The sequence below is a fragment of the Candidatus Mycobacterium methanotrophicum genome, from assembly GCF_023515995.1.
GTDB classification, from domain to species: Bacteria; Actinomycetota; Actinomycetes; order Mycobacteriales; family Mycobacteriaceae; genus Mycobacterium; species Mycobacterium methanotrophicum.
The window spans coordinates 3,509,509-3,529,710 of record NZ_CP097320.1; the positions used below are offsets into that span (position 1 = coordinate 3,509,509).

20 protein-coding genes and 1 pseudogene are annotated in these 20,202 nt (G+C 66.4%); 12 read left to right on the forward strand and 9 right to left on the reverse strand.

What is annotated here, in order from left to right:
* Positions 1-11: 11 nt before the first annotated feature.
* Positions 12-1,061 (reverse strand): uroporphyrinogen decarboxylase, encoded by a 1,050-nt coding sequence (gene hemE / locus M5I08_RS18225; RefSeq protein WP_219065376.1) that lies wholly within the window; start codon positions 1,059-1,061, stop codon positions 12-14.
* Positions 1,062-1,117: 56 nt separating this feature from the next.
* Here hemE and M5I08_RS18230 point away from each other — a divergent pair, with 56 nt between their 5' ends.
* From M5I08_RS18230 to M5I08_RS18240, 3 genes and pseudogenes are all read left to right on the forward strand, one after another.
* Positions 1,118-1,936: an enoyl-CoA hydratase/isomerase family protein gene (locus tag M5I08_RS18230; RefSeq protein WP_219065377.1), complete on the forward strand. Its 819-nt coding sequence runs from the start codon at positions 1,118-1,120 to the stop codon at positions 1,934-1,936.
* Positions 1,937-2,028: 92 nt separating this feature from the next.
* Positions 2,029-2,654: pseudogene (locus tag M5I08_RS18235) on the forward strand (DUF3000 domain-containing protein).
* A gap of 1 nt (position 2,655) precedes the next feature.
* Positions 2,656-3,915, forward strand: coding sequence for an HRDC domain-containing protein (locus M5I08_RS18240; protein WP_219065379.1), 1,260 nt, complete (start codon positions 2,656-2,658; stop codon positions 3,913-3,915).
* Between the two features lie 71 nt (positions 3,916-3,986).
* On the opposite strand, the gene dxs is transcribed toward M5I08_RS18240, so the two are convergent.
* Positions 3,987-5,903, reverse strand: coding sequence for a 1-deoxy-D-xylulose-5-phosphate synthase (gene dxs / locus M5I08_RS18245; RefSeq protein ID WP_219065380.1), 1,917 nt, complete (start codon positions 5,901-5,903; stop codon positions 3,987-3,989).
* Between the two features lie 205 nt (positions 5,904-6,108).
* Between dxs and M5I08_RS18250 the strand changes: the two genes are divergently transcribed.
* The 5 genes from M5I08_RS18250 (at position 6,109) to M5I08_RS18270 (ending at position 11,116) form a co-directional block, all read left to right on the forward strand.
* Positions 6,109-7,404, forward strand: a complete 1,296-nt coding sequence (locus M5I08_RS18250; RefSeq protein ID WP_219065558.1) for an ArsB/NhaD family transporter — start codon at positions 6,109-6,111, stop codon at positions 7,402-7,404.
* Positions 7,405-7,453: 49 nt separating this feature from the next.
* Positions 7,454-7,900, forward strand: coding sequence for a CBS domain-containing protein (locus M5I08_RS18255; protein ID WP_219065381.1), 447 nt, complete (start codon positions 7,454-7,456; stop codon positions 7,898-7,900).
* 25 nt (positions 7,901-7,925) lie between these two features.
* Positions 7,926-9,215, forward strand: coding sequence for an ArsB/NhaD family transporter (locus M5I08_RS18260; protein WP_219065382.1), 1,290 nt, complete (start codon positions 7,926-7,928; stop codon positions 9,213-9,215).
* Positions 9,216-9,339: 124 nt separating this feature from the next.
* Entirely contained in the window at positions 9,340-9,786 is a 447-nt protein-coding gene (locus tag M5I08_RS18265; protein ID WP_219065383.1) for a CBS domain-containing protein, read from the forward strand.
* A gap of 40 nt (positions 9,787-9,826) precedes the next feature.
* Positions 9,827-11,116: an ArsB/NhaD family transporter gene (locus tag M5I08_RS18270; RefSeq protein WP_219065559.1), complete on the forward strand. Its 1,290-nt coding sequence runs from the start codon at positions 9,827-9,829 to the stop codon at positions 11,114-11,116.
* Positions 11,117-11,120: 4 nt separating this feature from the next.
* Here the strand turns inward: M5I08_RS18270 and M5I08_RS18275 are convergent, their stop codons facing one another.
* Both M5I08_RS18275 and M5I08_RS18280 read right to left on the reverse strand, forming a co-directional pair.
* Positions 11,121-12,308 carry a class I SAM-dependent RNA methyltransferase gene (locus M5I08_RS18275; protein WP_249762893.1) on the reverse strand — a complete coding sequence of 396 codons (1,188 nt, stop codon included), beginning with the start codon at positions 12,306-12,308 and terminating at the stop codon, positions 11,121-11,123.
* Positions 12,305-14,299 (reverse strand): APC family permease, encoded by a 1,995-nt coding sequence (locus M5I08_RS18280; protein ID WP_219065384.1) that lies wholly within the window; start codon positions 14,297-14,299, stop codon positions 12,305-12,307. The genes M5I08_RS18275 and M5I08_RS18280 overlap by 4 nt, the downstream gene beginning before the upstream one ends.
* A 99-nt stretch (positions 14,300-14,398) precedes the next feature.
* Here M5I08_RS18280 and M5I08_RS18285 point away from each other — a divergent pair, with 99 nt between their 5' ends.
* Entirely contained in the window at positions 14,399-15,070 is a 672-nt protein-coding gene (locus M5I08_RS18285; RefSeq protein WP_219065385.1) for a potassium channel family protein, read from the forward strand.
* Positions 15,071-15,152: 82 nt separating this feature from the next.
* Positions 15,153-15,815: a potassium channel family protein gene (locus M5I08_RS18290; protein WP_219065386.1), complete on the forward strand. Its 663-nt coding sequence runs from the start codon at positions 15,153-15,155 to the stop codon at positions 15,813-15,815.
* On the opposite strand, the gene M5I08_RS18295 is transcribed toward M5I08_RS18290, so the two are convergent.
* Together M5I08_RS18295 and M5I08_RS18300 are read right to left on the reverse strand one after the other, a co-directional pair.
* On the reverse strand, positions 15,766-16,464 hold the full coding sequence (locus tag M5I08_RS18295) for a DUF3159 domain-containing protein (RefSeq protein WP_219065561.1): 699 nt from the start codon (positions 16,462-16,464) through the stop codon (positions 15,766-15,768). The two genes, M5I08_RS18290 and M5I08_RS18295, sit on opposite strands and share 50 nt — an antisense overlap.
* A gap of 35 nt (positions 16,465-16,499) precedes the next feature.
* Positions 16,500-16,865: an OB-fold nucleic acid binding domain-containing protein gene (locus tag M5I08_RS18300; RefSeq protein WP_219065387.1), complete on the reverse strand. Its 366-nt coding sequence runs from the start codon at positions 16,863-16,865 to the stop codon at positions 16,500-16,502.
* Between the two features lie 383 nt (positions 16,866-17,248).
* Between M5I08_RS18300 and M5I08_RS18305 the strand changes: the two genes are divergently transcribed.
* Positions 17,249-17,953 (forward strand): alpha/beta hydrolase, encoded by a 705-nt coding sequence (locus M5I08_RS18305; RefSeq protein ID WP_219065388.1) that lies wholly within the window; start codon positions 17,249-17,251, stop codon positions 17,951-17,953.
* Between the two features lie 7 nt (positions 17,954-17,960).
* Here M5I08_RS18305 and M5I08_RS18310 read toward each other — a convergent pair whose 3' ends face one another.
* Positions 17,961-18,752 carry a DUF3710 domain-containing protein gene (locus M5I08_RS18310; RefSeq protein ID WP_219065389.1) on the reverse strand — a complete coding sequence of 264 codons (792 nt, stop codon included), beginning with the start codon at positions 18,750-18,752 and terminating at the stop codon, positions 17,961-17,963.
* 85 nt (positions 18,753-18,837) lie between these two features.
* Positions 18,838-19,302 (reverse strand): dUTP diphosphatase, encoded by a 465-nt coding sequence (gene dut / locus M5I08_RS18315; RefSeq protein WP_219065390.1) that lies wholly within the window; start codon positions 19,300-19,302, stop codon positions 18,838-18,840.
* A gap of 25 nt (positions 19,303-19,327) precedes the next feature.
* Between dut and M5I08_RS18320 the strand changes: the two genes are divergently transcribed.
* On the forward strand, positions 19,328-19,804 hold the full coding sequence (locus M5I08_RS18320; RefSeq protein ID WP_219065391.1) for a DUF3093 domain-containing protein: 477 nt from the start codon (positions 19,328-19,330) through the stop codon (positions 19,802-19,804).
* Positions 19,805-19,813: 9 nt separating this feature from the next.
* Here the strand turns inward: M5I08_RS18320 and M5I08_RS18325 are convergent, their stop codons facing one another.
* Positions 19,814-20,116: a DUF4193 domain-containing protein gene (locus tag M5I08_RS18325; protein WP_219065562.1), complete on the reverse strand. Its 303-nt coding sequence runs from the start codon at positions 20,114-20,116 to the stop codon at positions 19,814-19,816.
* Between the last annotated feature and the right edge of the window lie 86 nt (positions 20,117-20,202).

The following is a 20,202-nucleotide window of genomic DNA, read 5'->3' on the forward strand; positions in this document are numbered from 1 at the left end:
GTCGCCGGACATCATAACGAGTGGACCAGCGACACCAGGTCGGTCAGAACGCCGGGATCGGTTTCCGGCAGCACGCCGTGCCCGAGGTTGAAAATATGCCCGGCCGCGCCGGCGTCCACCGCACATCGCCCGTCGTCGACCACCGCGCGCGCGGCCTGCTCCACCGCCGGCCAGCCGGCCAGCAACACCGCCGGATCGAGGTTGCCCTGCAGCGCGACACCGGTTTCGATCCGGGCGGCGGCGTCGACCAGCGAGGTTCGCCAATCGACACCGACGACGGTTGCGCCCGCCTCCGACATGGCGCCCAGCAGTTCGGCGGTGCCGACCCCGAAGTGCGTCATCGCGACGCCGCAATCGGCCAGCGCGCCCAACACCCGCGCGCTGTGCGGCAGCACATAGCGCCGGTAGTCGGCAAGCGACAAGGCGCCCGCCCACGAGTCGAACACCTGAATCGCGTCCACCCCGGCGTCGAGTTGCAGCGAAAGAAACGCGATGGTGAGGTCCGTCAGCTTTTCCATCAGCGCATGCCAGCAGATGGGCTCGGCCAGCATCATCGTCTTGGTGTGGGCGTGGTGGCGGCTGGGGCCGCCCTCCACCAGATAGGACGCCAGCGTGAACGGCGCCCCGGCGAATCCGATCAGCGGAACGTCGCCCAGCGCTTGCACGAGCAGCGAGACCGCGTCCGACACCGGCTGAACACATTGCGGCTCAAGAGGTTTCAATGCGTCGATGTCGGCGGCGGTGCGCACCGGCGCTGCGATGACGGGCCCGACGTCGGCGACGATGTCCACCTCGACACCGGCGCCGCGCAGCGGCACCACGATGTCGGAGAACAAGATCGCGGCGTCGACGTCGTGGCGGCGTACGGGCTGCAGGGTGATCTCGGCGATCAGCTCGGCGTCGAAGCAGGCCGCCATCATGCTGTGGTTGGCCCGTATCGCGCGGTATTCCGGCAGCGATCGACCGGCCTGGCGCATGAACCACACCGGCACCCGGTGCGGCTTGCGGCCGGTGGCCGCGGCCAGGTACGGCGATTCGGGCAGCGTGCGGCGGGTACTCATCGTGTCCAATGCTGCCACGAGCAGCGGCTGGCCGGGGCATGCGTAGCCTGCTTCACATGCCAGTTCGTCACCCAGAAGTCAACTACGACGAGTTCCCGAGCCTGCGGATCGAGCGCGCCGACGATCGCGTGCTGCATCTGATTCTCGATGCTCCCGGGCTCAATTCGGTCGGGCCGCAGATGCATCGCGACCTCGCCGACATCTGGCCGGTGATCGGTCGCGACCCCGACGTGCGCGTCGTCTTGGTCCGCGGCGAGGGCAAGGCGTTCTCCTCCGGGGGCAGCTTCGAGCTGATCGACGAGACGATGGGCGAGTTCAGCGACCGGCTGCGCATCATGCGAGAGGCCCGCGATCTGGTGCTCAACATGGTCAACTGCGACAAGCCGGTGGTTTCGGCGATCCACGGTGCGGCAGTGGGCGCGGGTCTGGTGGTGGCGCTGCTCGCCGACATCTCGGTGGCCGGTCGAACCGCCAAGATCATCGACGGCCACACCAAGCTGGGTGTGGCCGCGGGCGATCACGCGGCCATCTGCTGGCCGCTGCTGGTGGGCATGGCCAAAGCCAAGTACTACCTGCTCGCCTGCGCGCCGTTGTCGGGCGCCGAGGCCGAACGCATCGGGCTGGTGTCGATGTGTGTGGACGACGACGACGTGCTCGGCACCGCAACCCGCATTGCCGCGGACCTGGCGCAAGGCGCGCAGTCGGCGATCCGCTTCACCAAACACAGCCTCAACCACTGGTACCGAATGTTTGCCCCGGCCTTTGAAACTGCTCTTGGCCTGGAGTTTCTGGGCTTCGGCGGACCTGACGTCGCCGAGGGCCTGGCCGCTCACCGCGAGAAGCGGCCAGCTCGTTTCTCCGCCGACTCGCATTAAACGGCGCGCCTGTCTCCGCGTGTCGCGGGATAGGTCTAGCGTCAGAGGTTGTGAATCGCGCCCGCGACGATGCAGCGGGGGCGCCCTGGGCCGTGCAGCGGCGAGGGGGACTCAGCGATGAGGAGGAGCGGCGCCCGTGACCGCAGCCGAACCGGTTCCGTTCCGCGAGGCGGTCGCCGCGATGGGCGGTGCCAGCGTGCGACCGGAAATCGAGCTGGGTCCCATCCGGCCGCCGCAGCGGCTCGCGCCATACAGCTACGCGCTCGGGGCCGAGGTCAAACGTCGCGAGGTCGACATCATCTCGGAGCAATCCGAGGGTGACGCGTTCGGCCGGCTGATCCTGCTCTACGACCCGGACGGGGCCGACGCGTGGGACGGCACCATGCGGCTGGTCGCCTACGTCCAGGCCGACCTGGACTCCAGCGAGGCCGTGGACCCGTTGCTGCCGGAAGTGGCGTGGAGCTGGCTGGTGGAAGCGCTGGACAAGCGCGCCGACCAGGTCACCGCGCTCGGCGGCACCGTCACCGCCACCACCTCGGTGCGCTATGGGGACATCTCGGGCCCGCCGCGCGCCCATCAGCTGGAGTTACGCGCTTCCTGGACAGCGATCACCCCGGACATCGGAACACACGTCGAGGCGTTTTGCGAGGTGCTCGGGCATGCTGCGGGGCTGCCGCCGGTCGGGGTGACGGATCTGGGCACCCGGCCCCGCGTCTGACATGGCTTACCAGCCGCCTCAAGCGGCGGACGACCGGCCCGAGGGCGCCGAACCAGGCGTCACGCCGCTGCTTGCGCCCGCCGACGGGGTGCCCGACCTGTCGACGAGCGCCGCCGAGATTGCCGCCGCCGCAGAACTGCTGGCCGACGGCCATGGCGCGTTCGCGGTCGATGCCGAGCGGGCCTCAGGGTTTCGTTACTCCAACCGCGCTTACCTGATTCAGATTCGCCGGGCTCGCGCCGGCACTGTTCTCATCGATCCGGTCAGCCACGGTGGCGACCCGCTGACCGTGCTGCGGCCCGTCGCCGAGGTGCTCGCACAGGACGAGTGGATTCTGCATGCGGCCGATCAGGACCTGCCCTGCTTGGCCGAGGTGGGCATGCGGCCCCCGGCGCTGTATGACACCGAGCTGGCGGGGCGGTTGGCCGGTTTCGACCGAGTCAACCTGGCGGCCGAGGCGCAACGGCTGCTCGGGGTGGGCCTGGCCAAAGGTCACGGCGCCGCGGACTGGTCCGCGCGTCCGCTGCCGGCGGCGTGGCTGAACTACGCGGCCCTGGACGTCGAAGTCCTCATCGAACTACGCGACGCGATCGCCGGTGTACTTGCTGAGCAGGGCAAAACCGGTTGGGCCGCAGAGGAATTCGATTACCTGCGAAGCATGGGTCCGGCGGCGCCGCCGACCCGCCGGGAGCGCTGGCGTCGCACTTCGGGTATCCATAAGGTGCGCAGCCAGCGCGGCCTGGCTGCGGTTCGTGAATTGTGGACCGTGCGAGACGAAATCGCGCAACGCCGCGATATCGCCCCGGGGCGCATCTTGCCCGACTCGGCGATCATCGACGCCGCCAACGCCGACCCGAAGACCCGCGACGAGTTGATCGCGTTGCCGATATTCGGCGGCCCCAAGCAACGGCGTAACGCCGCGACCTGGTTGGCGGCGCTGAAGGCGGCGCGGCAAGCCCCCGCTCCTCCAGAGGAGGCCGAACCACCCAACGGGCCACCCGCGCCGGCACGCTGGCTCAAGCGCAGACCGGAGGCCGCGGCGCGACTGGACGCCGCCCGCACCGCGCTGCGCAAACTCTCCGAGCAAGTCTCGGTGCCGACCGAGAACCTGGTTTCGCCCGACCTGGTGCGACGGCTGTGCTGGGACTGGGAGAGCGCCCAGGATCCGGTGGCGGCGACCGACGAGTGCCTGGCCGCCGGACAGGCCCGTCGTTGGCAACGTGCGCTGGCGGTGCCGGTCCTGGCCGAAGCGTTGGCTTAACGCCGGCGAACAGACGCAGAGTCGCGCAAAAACCGCACCAGCCATGCGATTTTGCGTCTGCTCGCGCTCGATTAGTCGAGGCGTTCGCCGATCTCGGCGCCGGGCTCGACGTCGCCGGACAGCGCGGCCACCCAGCCGGTGACTTGCCGGGCCACGTCCTGCTGCGTCAGACCGGCTTCGGCGAGCACCTCGCCGCGCGACGCGTGATCGAAGAATTGCTGCGGCAGCCCGACATCGCGGCAGGGCACATCAATCTCTTTGCGCCGCAACGCCGCTGACACCGCCGAACCGACGCCCCCGTTGACACCGTTGTCTTCCATCGTGACGACCAGCTTGTGTCCCAGCGCCAACTCGGCCACCACATCCGACACCGGCAACACCCACCGCGGGTCGATCACCGTCACGCCGATGCCCTGATTGCGCAACCGCTCGGCCACCGCAAGGCCCGCCGACGCGAACGCCCCGACCGCGACCAACAACACATCGGTGGTCAGCCCCTCGGCCGGAACCGCCAGCACGTCAACTCCATTGCGCCGTTCCACCGCCGGAATATCCTCGCCGACATCGCCTTTCGGGAATCGGATCGCGGTGGGGCCGTCATCGACGTCGAGGGCCTCGGCGAGCTCCTCACGCAGTCGGGCGCCGTCCCTGGGCGCGGCTACCCGCATGCCGGGGACGATGCCCAGCATCGACAGATCCCACATGCCGTTGTGGCTGGCGCCGTCCGGGCCGGTGATCCCGGCCCGATCGAGCACCATGGTGACCGGCAGCTGGTGCATCGCCACGTCCATCAGGATTTGGTCGAACGCGCGGTTGAGAAATGTCGAGTAGACGGCCACCACCGGGTGTAGTCCCCCCATGGCCAATCCGGCCGCCGAGGTCATCGCGTGCTGCTCGGCGATGCCGACGTCGAACAACCGATCTCCGAAGCGCTGCCCGAACGCCGTCAGCCCGGTGGGCCCCGCCATGGCAGCAGTGATCGCGACAACGTCGCGGCGTTTGCCCGCGACCTCGATCAGCGATTCGGAGAACGTCGCCGTCCAGCTCGGCCCCGGGACCTTGGTGGCGGTCCCGGTCGCCGGGTCGATCACCCCGCAGGAATGCATCTGCTCGGCCTCGTCGGCCTCCGCGGGGCCGTAGCCCATGCCCTTGTGGGTGACGACATGCACCAGCACCGGTCCGCGAAATCCGCGGGCGCTGCGCAGCGCGGTCTCCACCGCGTGCTCGTCATGGCCGTTGACCGGCCCGACGTACTTCAGCCCGAGATCGGTGAACAGCAACTGCGGCGAAAGCGCGTCCTTCACACCGGCTTTGACGCTGTGCATGAACTGGTAGGCCAATTCGCCGACAACCGGCATTCCGCGTACCGCGGCGCGGCCCCGTTCCAACAGGTGCTCGTAGCTGGGCCGCAGCCGCAGGGCGGCCAGATGGTTGGCCAAACCCCCGAAAGTCGGGGCATAGCTGCGGCCGTTGTCGTTGACGACGATCACCACCGGCCGGTGGGCGGCAGCGACGTTGTTCAGTGCCTCCCAACACATGCCGCCGGTGAGCGCGCCGTCGCCCACGACCGCGACCACATGCCGGTTGCGCTGCCCGGTCAGCTCGAATGCCTTGGCCAGCCCGTCGGCGTAGGACAACGCCGCGCTGGCGTGGCTGGACTCAACCCAGTCGTGCTGGCTCTCGGCGCGCGACGGATAACCCGACAAACCACCCTTTTTGCGCAGCGTCTCGAAGTCCGCCGAGCGGCCGGTCAGCATTTTGTGGACGTAGGCCTGGTGGCCGGTGTCGAAGATGATCGGATCGTGCGGCGAGTCGAAGACCCGGTGCAATGCCAGCGTCAACTCGACGACGCCGAGGTTGGGCCCCAGATGCCCGCCGGTGGCCGCCACCTTGTGAATGAGAAACTCGCGAATCTCTTCGGCCAGATCACGCAAGTCCGCCTGGGAAAACTCCTGCAGATCGGCGGGCCCACGGATCCGTTCAAGCACTTCGCCAGTGTACGCACGGCCGCCAGTCCACCCGCGCCGACCTGCGAGGACACCTCGCGCCTGTTAAGCTACGCCCCGGTGAGCCGGGAAGCCTGGTCGGCATAGTTTTCGTGCTGTTCGCGGGTTCCCTGCTATTCGGGGCAATCCAGGAGTGCACGTTGAACACAACCGCGCGCGCCACACGGACGGCGCTCGAATCTTGAGCGTGTTCCATGCGGTCTACGCGACGACGGTGTTCGTGGTGGCCTACGTGCTGATCGCCACCGAACGTTTCAACAAGACATTGGTCGCGTTGGCCGGCGCGACCGCCATGTTCTTTCTGCCGCTGATCAATTCCGACGAGGTCTTCTACTCACGCGACACCGGGGTCAACTGGGACGTTCTCTTTCTGCTCTTGGGGATGATGATCATCGTCAGCGTGGTGCGCCAGACCGGCGCATTCGAATACGTGGCGATCTGGTCGGTCAAACGCGCCAGGGGCTCCCTGCTGCGGATCATGATCCTGCTGATGCTGGTCACCGCGCTTGGAACGGCTGTTCTGGACAACGTGACCACGGTCCTGTTGATCGCACCGGTCACCCTTCTGGTGTGCGACCGGCTGGCGGTCAGTCCGGCGCCATTCCTTGTCGTCGAAGCCCTCACCGCCAACATCGCCGGCGCGGCGACCCTGGTCGGCGACCCGACCAGCATCATCATCGGCACCGGAGCCCACCTGAGCTTCATCACGTTCACGGCCAACATGGCGCCGGCCGTGCTCATCGTCCTCGCCGCCCTGGTCGGGCTGCTGCCCCGGCTGTACCCAGGTTTTTTCGCCGTCGATCCGCAGCGTGTCGCCGATGTCATGTCGCTGAACGAGCGCGAAGCGATCGGCGACCATCGTCTGCTGGCCCAGTGCGGGATAGTCCTTACCGGGGTGCTCGCCGGATTCGTCATGCACCAGCAGATCCACATGGAGCCGTCTCTGGTGGCGATGACCGGCGCCGGCATCCTGATCGTGGCCTCCGGCCTGAGCCGTGAGTTCTACCTGTCCAGCGTCGAATGGGAAACGCTGCTGTTCTTCGCGGGACTGTTCGTCATGGTCGGGGCGTTGGTGCGAACCGGTGTGATCAAGGAATTGGCCGAGCTGGCCAGCCAGCTAACCCGCGGCGATGCCTGGACGGCCACGATATTGATCCTCAGTGTGTCCTTCACCGTGGGCAGCTTCATCAACAATGTTCCGTACGCCGCCACGATGACACCGATCGTCGGACAACTCGCCGCATCGATGCCCGGCCATGCCAGCTCGGGAGTGCTCTGGTGGGCCCTGCTGTTGGGTACCGTCCTTGGCGGCAACCTCACGCCCATCGGGGCCAGCGCGAACGTCGTGGTCGTCGGAATCGCGCAACGCGCCGGCAGCCCGGTGTCGTTTTGGGATTTCACCCGACGAGGCGCGGTGGTGACCGCGGTCTCGTTTGTGCTTTCGCTCGGTTATCTGTGGCTGCGCTACTTCGCCTTGGGTTAGCCGCTACGCCCGAGCTTGCGGGAAGTCTTGCGGGAAGTACTGTGTCGATGTGCGTGCGGAGGAGATCGCCGAGGAGTTCCTGGTCGTGGACATCGACTCCGGCGCGTTAGACGCGGTGCGTCTGTTCGCCGAGCACCGCCTGACCGGGCTGGTGGTCGTCACCGGCACGTCCGACACGCCCTACGCTGTGCTGTCGGCCTCCCAGGTCGTGCGCTTCATCGTGCCCCCCTACGTGCAGGACGATCCCGGACTGGCCGGCGTGCTGACCGAATCAATGGCCGACCACGCCACAGACAGCCTCAGCGGCAAGACGATTCGCGACCTGCTTCCCCAGAAACCACAACCGGTGCCGATCGTCGACGCCGACGACACCATCATCGCAGTGGCCGAGGTGATGTCCCGAATGCGCAGCCCGCTGGTAGCCGTGGTCAAAGACCGCAAGCTGCACGGGGTGATCACCGCATCGCGGCTGCTGGCCGAAGCGCTCAAACGCTGATCGGCCGGCCGGTGGAGCGACTGCGATGACATATTTCGCGATCGCGGTATTCGTCATCGCCTACGCATGCATCATCAGCGAGCGCTTCAACAACGCCACCGTCGCACTGGTCGGTGCGGGATTGATGATCCTGCTACCGGTGATCGAGTCCCGCGACGTGTTCTATTCGCAGGCCAGCGGAATCGACTGGGACGTCATTTTTTTGATGCTGGGCATGATGATCATCGTCAGCGTTCTGCGCCAGACCGGCGTTTTCGAATACGCCGCGATCTGGTCGGTCAAACGCGCCAACGGCTCGCCGCTGCGCATCATGATCCTGCTGACGCTGGTGATGGCGATCGCCTCGGCCGTGCTCCCCAATGTGGTCTCGGTGCTGTTGATCGCCCCGGTCACGTTGCTGGTGTGCGACCGCCTGGCGATCAACCCGGTGCCGCTGTTGATGGCAGAGGTGTTCGCGTCCAACATCGGCGGCGCCGCGACATTGGTCGGCGACCCGCCCAACATCATCATCGGCGCGCGCAGGGGCCTGTCCTTCAACGCCTTCCTGTTCAACATGGCGCCGGTCGTGATCATCGTGATGCTCGTCTTCGTCGCGGCGCTGCCGCTGTTGTTCCGCGGCCGATCCCGCGCGGATCCTGAGCGGATTGCCGACGTCATGGCAGTGGATGAAAACGAAGCCCTTCAGAATCGCCCGCTGCTCATCAAATCCGCCGTGGTCATGGCCGTGGTATTCACCGGGTTCGTCGTCTCGGAAGCCATTCATCTTCAGCCGTCGCTGGTGGCGCTGCTGGGCGCGGGCATCCTTGTCCTCACCTCCCGGTTGGAGCAGTCGGAGTATTTGTCCAACGTCGAATGGGACACGCTGCTGTTCATGGTCGGCCTGTTCGTCATGGTCGGCGCGCTGTTCAAGACCGGCGTCATCAAAACTCTCGGCGAGATGGCGGCCGATGCCACCGGCGGCAACGTGCTGGTGACGACGATGCTGATCCTGGGCGTTTCGACGTGCCTGTCCGGCATCATCGACAACGTCCCCTACGTGGCCACCATGACACCCATCGTCGGCCACCTGGCCTCGCTCATTCCGGGCCAGTCGCACCACCACGTGCTGTGGTGGGCCTTGGCGCTCGGCGGCGACCTGGGCGGCAACCTCACCGCCATCGGCTCCAGCGCCAACATCGTGATGATCGGAATCGCGCTGAAGTCCGGCAATCCCATCTCGTTTTGGCAATTCACGCGCAAGGGCGCGTTGGTGACCGTGCTGTCTGCCGTGCTCTGCGCCCTCTACCTATGGCTGCGCTACTTCGTGCTGAGCTGACCGGTCGACGCGCAGGACTCAGCTAAGCAAGAGCGCGTAAGGATTTCACAAGCATGCCCGCGATAGGCGACCGATCGGCGCCGAACACGTCCCAGGAAAGCATCAGAAACCTACTATAGGCTGCATGCGTGCCACGGAGATGGTCGAGGAGTTCCCGGTTGTGGACATCGACTCCGGCGCGTTAGACGCGGTGCGCCTGTTCGCCGAGCACCGCCTGACCGGGCTGGTGGTGGTCACCGACACCTCCGACACGCCCTACGCTGTGCTGTCGGCCTCCCAGGTCGTGCGCTTCATCGTGCCCCCCTACGTGCAGGACGATCCCGGACTGGCCGGCGTGCTGACCGAATCAATGGCCGACCACGCCACAGACAGCCTCAGCGGCAAGACGATTCGCGACCTGCTCCCCCAGAAACCACAACAGGCGCCGATCGTCGACGCCGACGACACCATCATCGAAGTCGCCGAGGTCATGTCCCGAATGCACAGCCCGCTGGTAGCCGTGGTCAAAGGCCGCAAACTGCACGGGGTGATCACCGCATCGCAGCTGCTGGCCGAAGCGCTCAAACGCTGACCGGACGCCGAAGGGAGCAGTGCCGATAGTGACGGCGATCATGATGTGGTTCGCGGTTACGGTCTTCACCGTCGCCTACGCGTTCATCATCAGCGAGCGCTTCAACAAGACCAAGGTCGCGCTGGTCGGTGCGGGTTTGATGATCTTCTTGCCGGTCATCGACTCGCCCGATGTGTTCTACTCCCAGGCGACCGGGATTGACTGGGACGTCATCTTTTTGATGCTGGGAATGATGATCATCGTCAGCATCCTGCGCCAGACAGGTGTGTTCGAATACGCCGCTATCTGGGCCGCCAAACGCGCCAACGGATCTCCGCTGCGCATCATGATCCTGCTGATGCTGGTCATGGCGATGGCCTCGGCGCTGCTGCCCAACGTGGTCTCGGTGCTCTTGATCGCCCCGGTCACATTGCTGGTGTGCGACCGCCTGGCGATCAACCCGGTACCGATGCTGATGGCCGAAGTCTTCGCCTCCAACATCGGCGGCGCCGCGACGTTGGTCGGCGACCCGCCCAACATCATCATCGGCGCGCGCAAGGGCTTGTCGTTCAACGCCTTCCTGTTCAACATGGCGCCCATCGTGATCATCGTGATGCTGGTCATGGTGGCCGTTTCCCCTTTGCTGTTCCGCGGCTTCTCTACGGTCTCACCCGAAAAGGTCGCTGCCGTCATGGCGTTGGAAGAGGGTGAGCTGCTGCGCGATCGCAAGCTGCTGATCAACTGCGGCGCGGTAATGGCCGTCGTGTTCGCCGGGTTCATCGTGTCCCCGACGATTCATATCCAGCCGTCGCTGGTGGCGCTGCTGGGCGCGGGCGCTCTCATTCTGGTGTCGAAGATGGAGCAGTCCGAGTATTTGTCGAATGTCGAATGGGAGACGTTGCTGTTCATCGTCGGCCTGTTCATCATGGTCGGCGCGCTGCTGAAAACCGGCGTCATCAAACACCTGGGGACGATGGCGGCCAACGCAACCGGGGGCAGTGTGCTGGTGACGACGATGCTGATCCTGGGTGTCTCGACCCTGGCGTCCGGCGTCATCGACAACGTCCCCTACGTGGCCACCATGACACCCATCGTCGGTCACCTGGCCTCGCTCATTCCGGGCCAGTCGCACCACCACGTCCTATGGTGGTCGCTGGCGCTCGGCGGTGACCTGGGCGGCAACCTCACCGCCGTCGGCTCCAGCGCCAACATCGTGATGATCGGAATCGCCCTGCGCTCCGGCTATTCCATCTCGTTCTGGGAATTCACCCGCAAGGGCATCGTGATCACGGCCATCTCCACGGTGCTGTGCGGCGTCTACTTGTGGTTGCGGTATTTCGTTCTCGGGTAAGTCGTCAGCGCGTGAACAGCGCGACGCACTCGGTGTGATGGGTCAGCGGGAACGAGTCGAACACCGTGATCTTCTCGACCGCATAGCCGTGCTGTCGATACAGGCCGACGTCGCGCGCGAACGATGCGACCTCACAACCGATATGCACCACCCGAGGAACCTCGGCGGCGGCCAGCAGATCGATCACCTCACGCCCGGCGCCGCCGCGCGGCGGATCCAGCACCGCCACATCGGCAGCGCGGCGTTGACCGGCCAATGCCCGCCGCACCGAATCGGTGATCACACTGACCTGTCCGAGCTCGGCCAATGTCGCGCATGCCGTCCCCGACGCAGCCCGTGAGCTATCGACGCTTACCACGAGTCCGGACTCTCCCACCGCGTCCGCGAGCACCGCCGCGAAAACCCCTACACCACCGTAGAGATCCCAGGCGGTCATGCCGGGGTCCAGTTGAGCCCAGTCGCCCACCAGCGCGCTGTAAGTGCGTGCCGCGTCGCGATGCGCCTGCCAGAAAGCCGTCACCGGTACCTGCCAGCTGTGCCGACCAACCCGCTGCACAGCCTCGTAGCTGCCCTCGACCACCTCGGTCGAGGTTCGTCGGCGCGAGCGCGCCGTGCGCACCACATGCCGCTGACCGTCGTCGTCGACGACGACGTGCAACTGCGCGCCGGGCGGCCACACGGTTGCCGCCAGACCGTCGGTCATCCCGGACGGCAGCTGAGCACAATTGAGATCAGCGACCAGCTCATCGCTGCGGTAGCGATGAAATCCGGCACGGCCGTCAGCGCCGACGTCAAGCCGGACCCGGGTTCGCCATCCGGTCGGGCCGACCGACGAGAGCGGATCGACAACTCCGCTCCACTGATAATTGCCGAGGCGGGCAAGCTGATTGGATACCACTTCGGCTTTGAGTGCACGCGCGGCCGTCGGCTCGACGAACGCCAGATCGCAGCAACCCGCACCATGGACCCCGGCGATCGGACAGAGCGACGCCCTCCGGTCGTCCGACGGCTCGACCACCTCGACCGCCTCGGCGTGCCAGTACGAACCCCGGTCTACGGTGACTCGCGCGCGAACCCGCTCGCCGGGCAGCGCGTAGCGGACGAACACCACCCTGCCGTCGTGACGTGCCACGCAGCTGCCCCCGTTGGCCGGCGCACCGACGGTCAGCGTCAGTTCTCCCGGGGCGGTCAATCGAAAATCCCCCGACGGGCGTCGCCGGGCGCCGCATGCGGGTGCATCGCCATGAGCCGCTCCGATGAATTGAGTTGCCAGGGGACAGATGTCACCATCACTCCCGGCATGAACAGCAACCGGCCCTTCAGTCGCAGCGCGCTCTGATTGTGCAGCAGGTGCTCCCACCAATGGCCCACGACGTACTCCGGAAGGAATACCGTCACCACGTTGCGCGGCGATTCTTTACTCACTCGTTTGACGTAATCCAGTATCGGGCGGGTTATTTCACGGTACGGCGAAGCAATAACTTTCAGCGGCACGCTGATATCGCTGTCTTCCCACCTGCGGACCAACTCACGCGTCTCCGCGTCGTCGACACTCACCGTGATGGCCTCCAGCACATCTGGCCGCGTCGCGCGCGCGTAGGCCAGCGCGCGCAGTGTCGGCAGATGCAACTTCGACACCAGGACCAGGGCGTGGTTGCGGCTGGGCAAGACGACTTCAGTGTCTTCGGCAGCCTGCTGTTCCAGTTCCTGGCTGACAGCATCGTAATGTTTGCGGATCATCTTCATGACGACGAAAAGCAGAACCATGGCGACGACCGCGATCCATGCCCCGGCAAGGAACTTGGTGATCGATACCACCAACAGCACCGCGCCGGTGGATGCGAACCCGACCGTGTTGATCACCCGCGACCGCTGCATCGTGCGCCGGACGGCGGGATCGGCCTCGTTGCGCAGCAACCGAGTCCAGTGTCGGACCATACCGATTTGGCTCAGCGTGAACGAAATGAACACCCCGACGATGTAGAGCTGAATCAGCGCGGTCACCTCCGCGCGGAACGCAATGATCGCCGCGAGAGCCGCCACCGCCAAGAACACGATGCCGTTGGAGAACGCCAGCCGGTCGCCGCGGGTATGTAGTTGGCGCGGAAGGTAACTGTGCTGTGCGAGCACCGACCCCAGCACCGGGAACCCGTTGAACGCCGTATTAGCCGCCAACACCAGGATGAGCGCGGTGACCGTCGCAATCACCAGGAACCCGATCTGGAAGCTGCCGAACACCGCCTGGGCGATCTGCGTCACCAAAGTCTTCTGTTGATAGTCGCGCGGGATCCCGCTGAGCTGCGTGGCGGGATCGTCGACAACTTGGACCCGGATCTTCTCGGCCAGCAGGATGATCCCCATGAAAAGGCTGACCGCGACGGTGCCCAGCAGCAGCAGTGTCGTTGCAGCATTGCGCGACTTGGGCTTTTGAAATGCCGGGACTCCGTTGCTGATCGCCTCCACACCGGTCAGCGCCGCGCAGCCCGATGAGAACGACCGCGCCACCAGGAACACAAAAGCAAAACCGGCGAGTTGGCCACGCTCGGCGTGCATCGCGAAGCCGGCGGATTCGGCCCGCAGCGAGTCGCCCAGCACGTAAATCCGGAACACCCCCCAGCCGAGCATGATGCCAACGCCGACAATGAACGCATAGGTCGGTATGGCGAAGGCCACCCCGGACTCGCGCACGCCACGCAGGTTCATCGCCATCACCAACAGGATCGCGCTCACGCAGAACACCACTTTGTGGTTGGCCACGAACGGAACGGCAGATCCGATGTTCGACATGGCCGATGCCGTTGAAACAGACACCGTGAGAACGTAATCCACCAGCAGAGCGCTCGCGACCGTGAGGCCGGCGTTGTCGCCAAGGTTGGTGGTGACCACTTCGTAGTCGCCGCCGCCGGACGGGTAGGCATGCACGTTCTGCCGGTAGCTCGCGACCACGACCAGCATCACCGCCGCCACCGCCAGTCCGATCCACGGTGTCAGCGAGTATGCCGCCAGCCCGGCCACCGAGAGCATCAGAAAGATTTCCTCGGGGGCGTAGGCCACCGAGGACAACGCGTCGGAAGCAAACACCGGCAAGGCGATCCGCTTGGGCAGCAGGGTGTGGCTCAGCCGATCGCTGCGAAACGGCCGGCCCAAGACGAGGCGACGCGCCGCGGTCGAAAGTTTGGACACGAGAGCCAAGAGTAAGCCCAACCCGGACTGCCCGGTACGGTCTAGACGACAACGTTCCGGCTTACACCGGATGGCCATCCTCCCGAGGAGGACCCGCAAGTGCGAGTGGTTGTGATGGGGTGCGGCCGGGTGGGGTCGTCGCTGAGCGACGGGTTGTCCCGGATCGGCCACGATGTCGCGGTCATCGACAGCAACAGCGCCGCGTTTGGCCGGCTGAGCCCGGACTTCGCCGGTGAGCGCGTTCTGGGCGTGGGCTTCGACCGAGACGTGCTGGTCAGGGCCGGCATTGAGGAAGCCGACGCGTTCGCCGCGGTGTCATCCGGCGACAACTCCAACATCATTTCGGCACGACTGGCGCGGGAGATCTTTCGCGTGCCGCGGGTTATCGCGCGGATCTATGACGCCAAACGTGCTGCGGTCTACGAAAGGCTCAGCATTCCCACGATCGCCACCGTGCCCTGGACCACCGATCGGCTGCTCAACGCGCTCACCCGAGATACCGAAACCACCAAGTGGCGAGACCCGACCGGGACCGTCGGAGTCGCCGAAGTCTCGCTGCACGAAGACTGGGTGGGCCGCCGAGCCACCGACCTGGAGACGGCGACCGGTGCTCGGGTGGCGTTTCTGATCCGATTCGGCACCGGCTTGCTTCCCGAACCGAAGACGGTGATGCAAGCCGGCGACCAGATCTACATCGCCGCCATTTCCGGCCGCGTGGCAGAAGCATTGGCCATTGCGGCGTTGCCACCGAGTGAGGACCTCGACTCGTGACACGCGCCCGCGACGATGCAGTGGGGGCATCCCCAGCCGCGCAGCGGCGAGGGGGACGAAGCGATGATCAGGAGCGGCGCAGATGAAAGTAGGCGTTGCGGGGGCGGGGGCGGTCGGCCGGTCGCTGGCCCGCGAACTTCTGGAGAACGGTCACGACGTGTCGCTGATCGAGCGCAACCCCGAGCACATCGACGCCGACGCCATCCCGGCTGCGCACTGGCGGCTCGGCGACGCCTGCGAGATGAGCGTGCTGCAGTCGATACGGCTGGAGGAATTCGACGTCGTGGTGGCCGCCACCGGCGACGACAAGGCGAACGTCGTGCTCAGCTTGCTGGCCAAAACCGAGTTTGCGGTGCCCCGGGTGGTGGCCCGGGTCAACGATCCGCGCAACGAGTGGCTGTTCACCGATGCCTGGGGCGTCGACGTGGCGGTGTCCACCCCACGGATGCTGGCTTCCTTGATCGAGGAGGCCGTCGCGGTCGGAGACCTGGTGCGGCTGATGGAATTCCGGAACGGTCAGGCCAACCTCGTCGAGATCACGCTGCCCGACGACACGCCGTGGGGCGGCAAGCCGGTGCGCAGGTTGCAGCTGCCGCGCGACGCCGCGCTGGTGACGATCCTGCGGGGGCCCAGGGTCATCGTGCCGCAGGACGACGAGCCGCTGGAAGGTGGCGACGAGTTGCTGTTCGTGGCCGTCACCGAGGCGGAAGATCAGTTGCGTCAGCTGGTGCTGCCGCCGCACTGAGCGCGCTCGCCAGGGCACGCTGGGCCGCCTTGATCGCCAGGTAGGTCACCAGCGCCGACGCGGCGGTCAGCGGCCAGCCCATCGCGATCCGCGCCACCACCAGCCAGCCCGTGTGGTCCGACTCGTACAGCAGCCGCTGCACCACGAAGCGGGCGCCGAAGACCAGCACCCAGGTGAGCGTGGCCAGATCGAAGGCGTAAACGGCACGGCGCACCTCGCGCCAGCCTCGATCGTGGCCGTGCAGCCAGCCCCAGATGTAGCCGACCACGGGCCGCCGGATCAGGATGGACACCGCGAATACCGCCGCCCACAGCAGCGACGTCCAGATGCCCAGCAAAAAGTAGCCCTTGGACTCCCCCAGCAGGTAGGCGATCAGCGCGCAGACCGCGACGCCGATCAGTCCCGACACCGCCGGCTGCACGGACTCGCGCCGGACAAGCCGCCACAGCAGGATGAGCGTGGCGATGCCGAGCGCGGCGCCCACCGCTGCCGACAAGCCCAGCAGCCTCGAGGTCAAGACGAACACCAGCACCGGCAGCGAAGAGTAGATCATCCCCGCAACGCCACCCAGCTGTGCCATCACCCGTTCGGCCGGGGTGCGGTGCGCGGCTACCGAATGGGCATCGTCGTCTTCGGCGGCCGGAGTCATGTCGTCGGCTGCTGTCGCACCGTTCACCAGCCGCTTCACTGCTGAATTTCGTAGTGCGGGTTGTAAATCGCCTTGCCGCCGGTGTCCAGCCGACCCACTCGGCCCCGTACCCGCAGCGTGCGGCCTGAGTCGATTCCGGGAATTCGCCGTTGTCCCAACCACACCAGGGTCACGGTGTCGGTGCCGTCGAACAGCTCGGCGCGCACCCCGCCGGCGCAACCTCTGGCGTTGGTTTCCACGCAGCGCAGTGTTCCCACCATCGTGACCTCCTGGCCTCGCTCGCAGTCGATGGCGCGCTGCGCGCCGGTAGTGACCGACTCGTCGGACAACTTCTCAGCGTCGCGCTGCTCGGGGTCTTCTGTCAACCGACGAGTTAGCCGGCGCAGATAACCTTCCGCCATGGCCTCTCCTGACCGTCCTCTAGGTCCATCTTCCGAGTTGGAAGCCGATCCTCTTACGCCAACGGACACCCTAGAGGAGTTTGTTCCAGAGGAGTTAGTTCCCCAGGCGCGACGCGCGTTGGCTTGCTGTTAACTTATTTGTCGGCCGTTGTTGGTCGTGGCTGTTTTGTCGGTGCTGCCCGAGATGGCCGGAATGCGACGACCCGAAAGTTGCGGGGCTGGCGCGAAGCCGGTCGCCAGCCCGTCCGGGGCGGCGATCGCCGCGCGGTTGCGGACCACACCCGAAGACGAGCAGGTACTTGACCTCGTCGCCGACCATCTGGGCCAGTTGCCGGCAAACGGCCGGCAACGGCCAACTTCACCAGTGACGGCAGTATCGAGGGGTGGCTATCGACCTGCGCGGAGTGACGACCGTCGTGCTGCCGGGAACAGGATCCGACGACAACTACATCACCCGAGCATTCGGCGGTCCGCTGAGCCACGCCGGCGCACGAACGTTGGCGCCGCCGCCGCAGCCGGATCGCTTGATCGACGGCTACCTGAGCGCCTTGGACGACGCCGCGCGCCGCGGTCCGATTGCCGTCGGCGGCGTTTCGATCGGCGCCGCGGTGGCTGCCGCGTGGGCGCTAGCGCGTCCCGACCGGGTGGTGGCCGTGTTGGCCGCGTTGCCGGCGTGGACCGGTCCGCCCGGCGATGCTCCCGCCGCCATCGCGGCGCGGCATTCCGCGCAACTGTTGCGCAACGACGGCCTGGCCGCGACGACGGCGCAGATGCGGGCGTCCGGCCCGCTGTGGCTGGCCGACGAGCTGACCCGGTCGTGGCGAAGCCTATGGCCGCAGCTACCCGACGTCATGGAAGAGGCGGCGACCTACGCTGCGCCCACCAACGAGCAGCTGCAGCAGCTGGCGGTGCCGATGGGCGTCGCCGCCGCGATCGACGACCCGATTCACCCCCTCGAAATCGGGCATGAATGGGCGACCGCCGCACCACACGCAGCGTTGCGCACGCTAACGCTGGACCAGATCGGCGCTGATCCCGCCGTCTTGGGCGCCGCCTGCCTGGCAGCGCTGGCAGTCGTCGGCGCGTAATTGCCCGCTAGCCGCCGGTGGTGCTGCGCAGCTGCTGCATCGCCGACCCGCCGGCATTACGCCGCGCGGTCGGCTCCGACGGCGCGGCGTCCCCCCCGAGGTTAGGGTCCGGCGGCTCGACCGCCTGTCCTCCCGCGGCCTGCGCGGCCGCGGCCTCACGCAACCGTGACGCCATCGGCTCGGGCAGCTGCACCAGCAGCGGCGTCCGAACCGGCAAAGGAGTATCGCCGCGACGAACTACGGTATCCACCAAAGCTTCCCGTGCTTCTTCGGTCAACGCATCGATGGTTTCGGCTGAGCCGTTCACCACACAGCGGATCATCCAGCGGTAGCCGTCGATGCCGATGAACCGGACCACTCCGGCCGCGGTGCCGACGACTTCGCGGCCCCAGCGGCCGTCCTGGATGCTCACCGCGGCCCCGTCCTTGCGCAGCGACTCGGCCAGTTCGCCGGCCACCTCACGCCACAGACCGCCGGTCTTGGGCGCCGCGTAAGCGGCAATGGTGAAGCGGCCGTTGGGCGTCGCCACCCATACCGCGCTGGGGACGCCGGAGTCGGTCAGCTCGACCTGCAGTTGGGCCGACGCAGGCATCGGCAGCAGCACCGAACCGAGATCAAGTCGGCCCGCCTCGGCGGCCGCGGCGCCGTCGAAATCCTCGATGTCGAACGGGCCCTCGACGTCGTCACCGGCCCCGTTTTCGACCGGCGGTTCCGCTTCCGGGGGTGCGGCCGGTACTTCCCGGGTTTCGTCCGCCTCGTCGGCCGGCCCGTCTTTGGGTCTGTGTCTACCGAATGCCATTACCAGCGCCGCCCCTTCTCATCATTGCCGAGTCTATGGCGCTGCCGGCGTTCATCGCCTGGCTCTGCATCGTCGCCGGCGCGCGTCATAAACTCGCATGCCCGCCGGAAGAGCCGTGGCCGCCCTCGCCGCGAGAAGTGTCGGCCAGCCCGGCCTCGTCGAATGACGACACCTCGACCAGGTCGACCAACTCGACGCGCTGTATCAACAATTGGGCGATCCGGTCGCCGCGATGTACGACGATCGGCGTCGCAGGATCAAGGTTGATCAGGGCAACCTTGATCTCACCCCGGTAGCCGGCATCGATGGCGCCCGGGCTGTTGACGATCGAAAGCCCTGCCCGAGAAGCTAATCCAGAGCGTGGATGCACCAAGCCGACCATTCCGAACGGAACGGCAACCGCGATCCCGGTACGCACCAGCGCACGGTGTCCGGGCGCAAGCTCGACGTCTTCGGCGCTGAAGAGATCAACGCCGGCGTCACCGTCGTGGGCACGAGAGGGCAGCGGAAGCCCGGGGTCAAGACGAACTATCGCCAGACTGGTCGACACGGGGCCACAGACTACCCTCGACCGAGTGTCAGGTACGCCAGTCGCGCTGCGAAGCGTGCGGTATCGCGAGCGGTTGTGGGCGCCATGGTGGTGGTGGCCGTTGGGTTTCGGGCTCGCGGCCGTCATTGCCGTTGAAGTCAACCAGGGCGTGCCGAGCCTGCCGCGGTGGCTACCGTTCGTGTTGCTGTTCGTGGCGGCAGCCGGGGCGCTGCTTTGGCTGGGCCGGATCGAGATCCGGGTCACCGCCGGCGAGGGCGGAGTCGAACTATGGGCCGGCGACGCGCATCTGCCGGTCACCGTGATCGCCCGGTCCGCAGATATCCCCCGCTCGGCCAAATCCGCGGCGCTGGGACGCCAACTCGACCCCGCGGCCTACGTGGTGCACCGAGGCTGGGTTGGTCCGATGGTGCTGCTGGTGCTGGACGACGTCGACGACCCCACGCCGTATTGGCTGGTGAGCTGCCGTCACCCGGAACGGGTGCTGTCGGCCCTGACAGGGTGAGTGCAGCTATCAAGCCGCGCAGTCGGTACAGATCATCACGCCGTTTTTCTCGCTGGCCAGCCGACTGCGGTGTTGAACGAGAAAGCAACTCGAACAAGTGAACTCGTCCGCCTGCTTGGGAATCACGCGGACTGACAGCTCTTCTCCGGACAGGTCGGCACCAGGTAGCTCGAAAGACTCGGCCGTTTCCGATTCGTCGACGTCAACCACCGCCGATGCCGCTTCGTTTCGCCGTGCTTTGAGCTCCTCTAGAGAATCCTCGGAAACGTCGTCGGTTTCAGTACGCCTTGGGGCGTCATAATCGGTAGCCATCATCGTGTCCCCTCGTAAGCTTGCAAGCAAAGCTTTGTACCAGCGTCGAACGCATCCACCAAACGATTCGTGCCCGTATAGCCAAG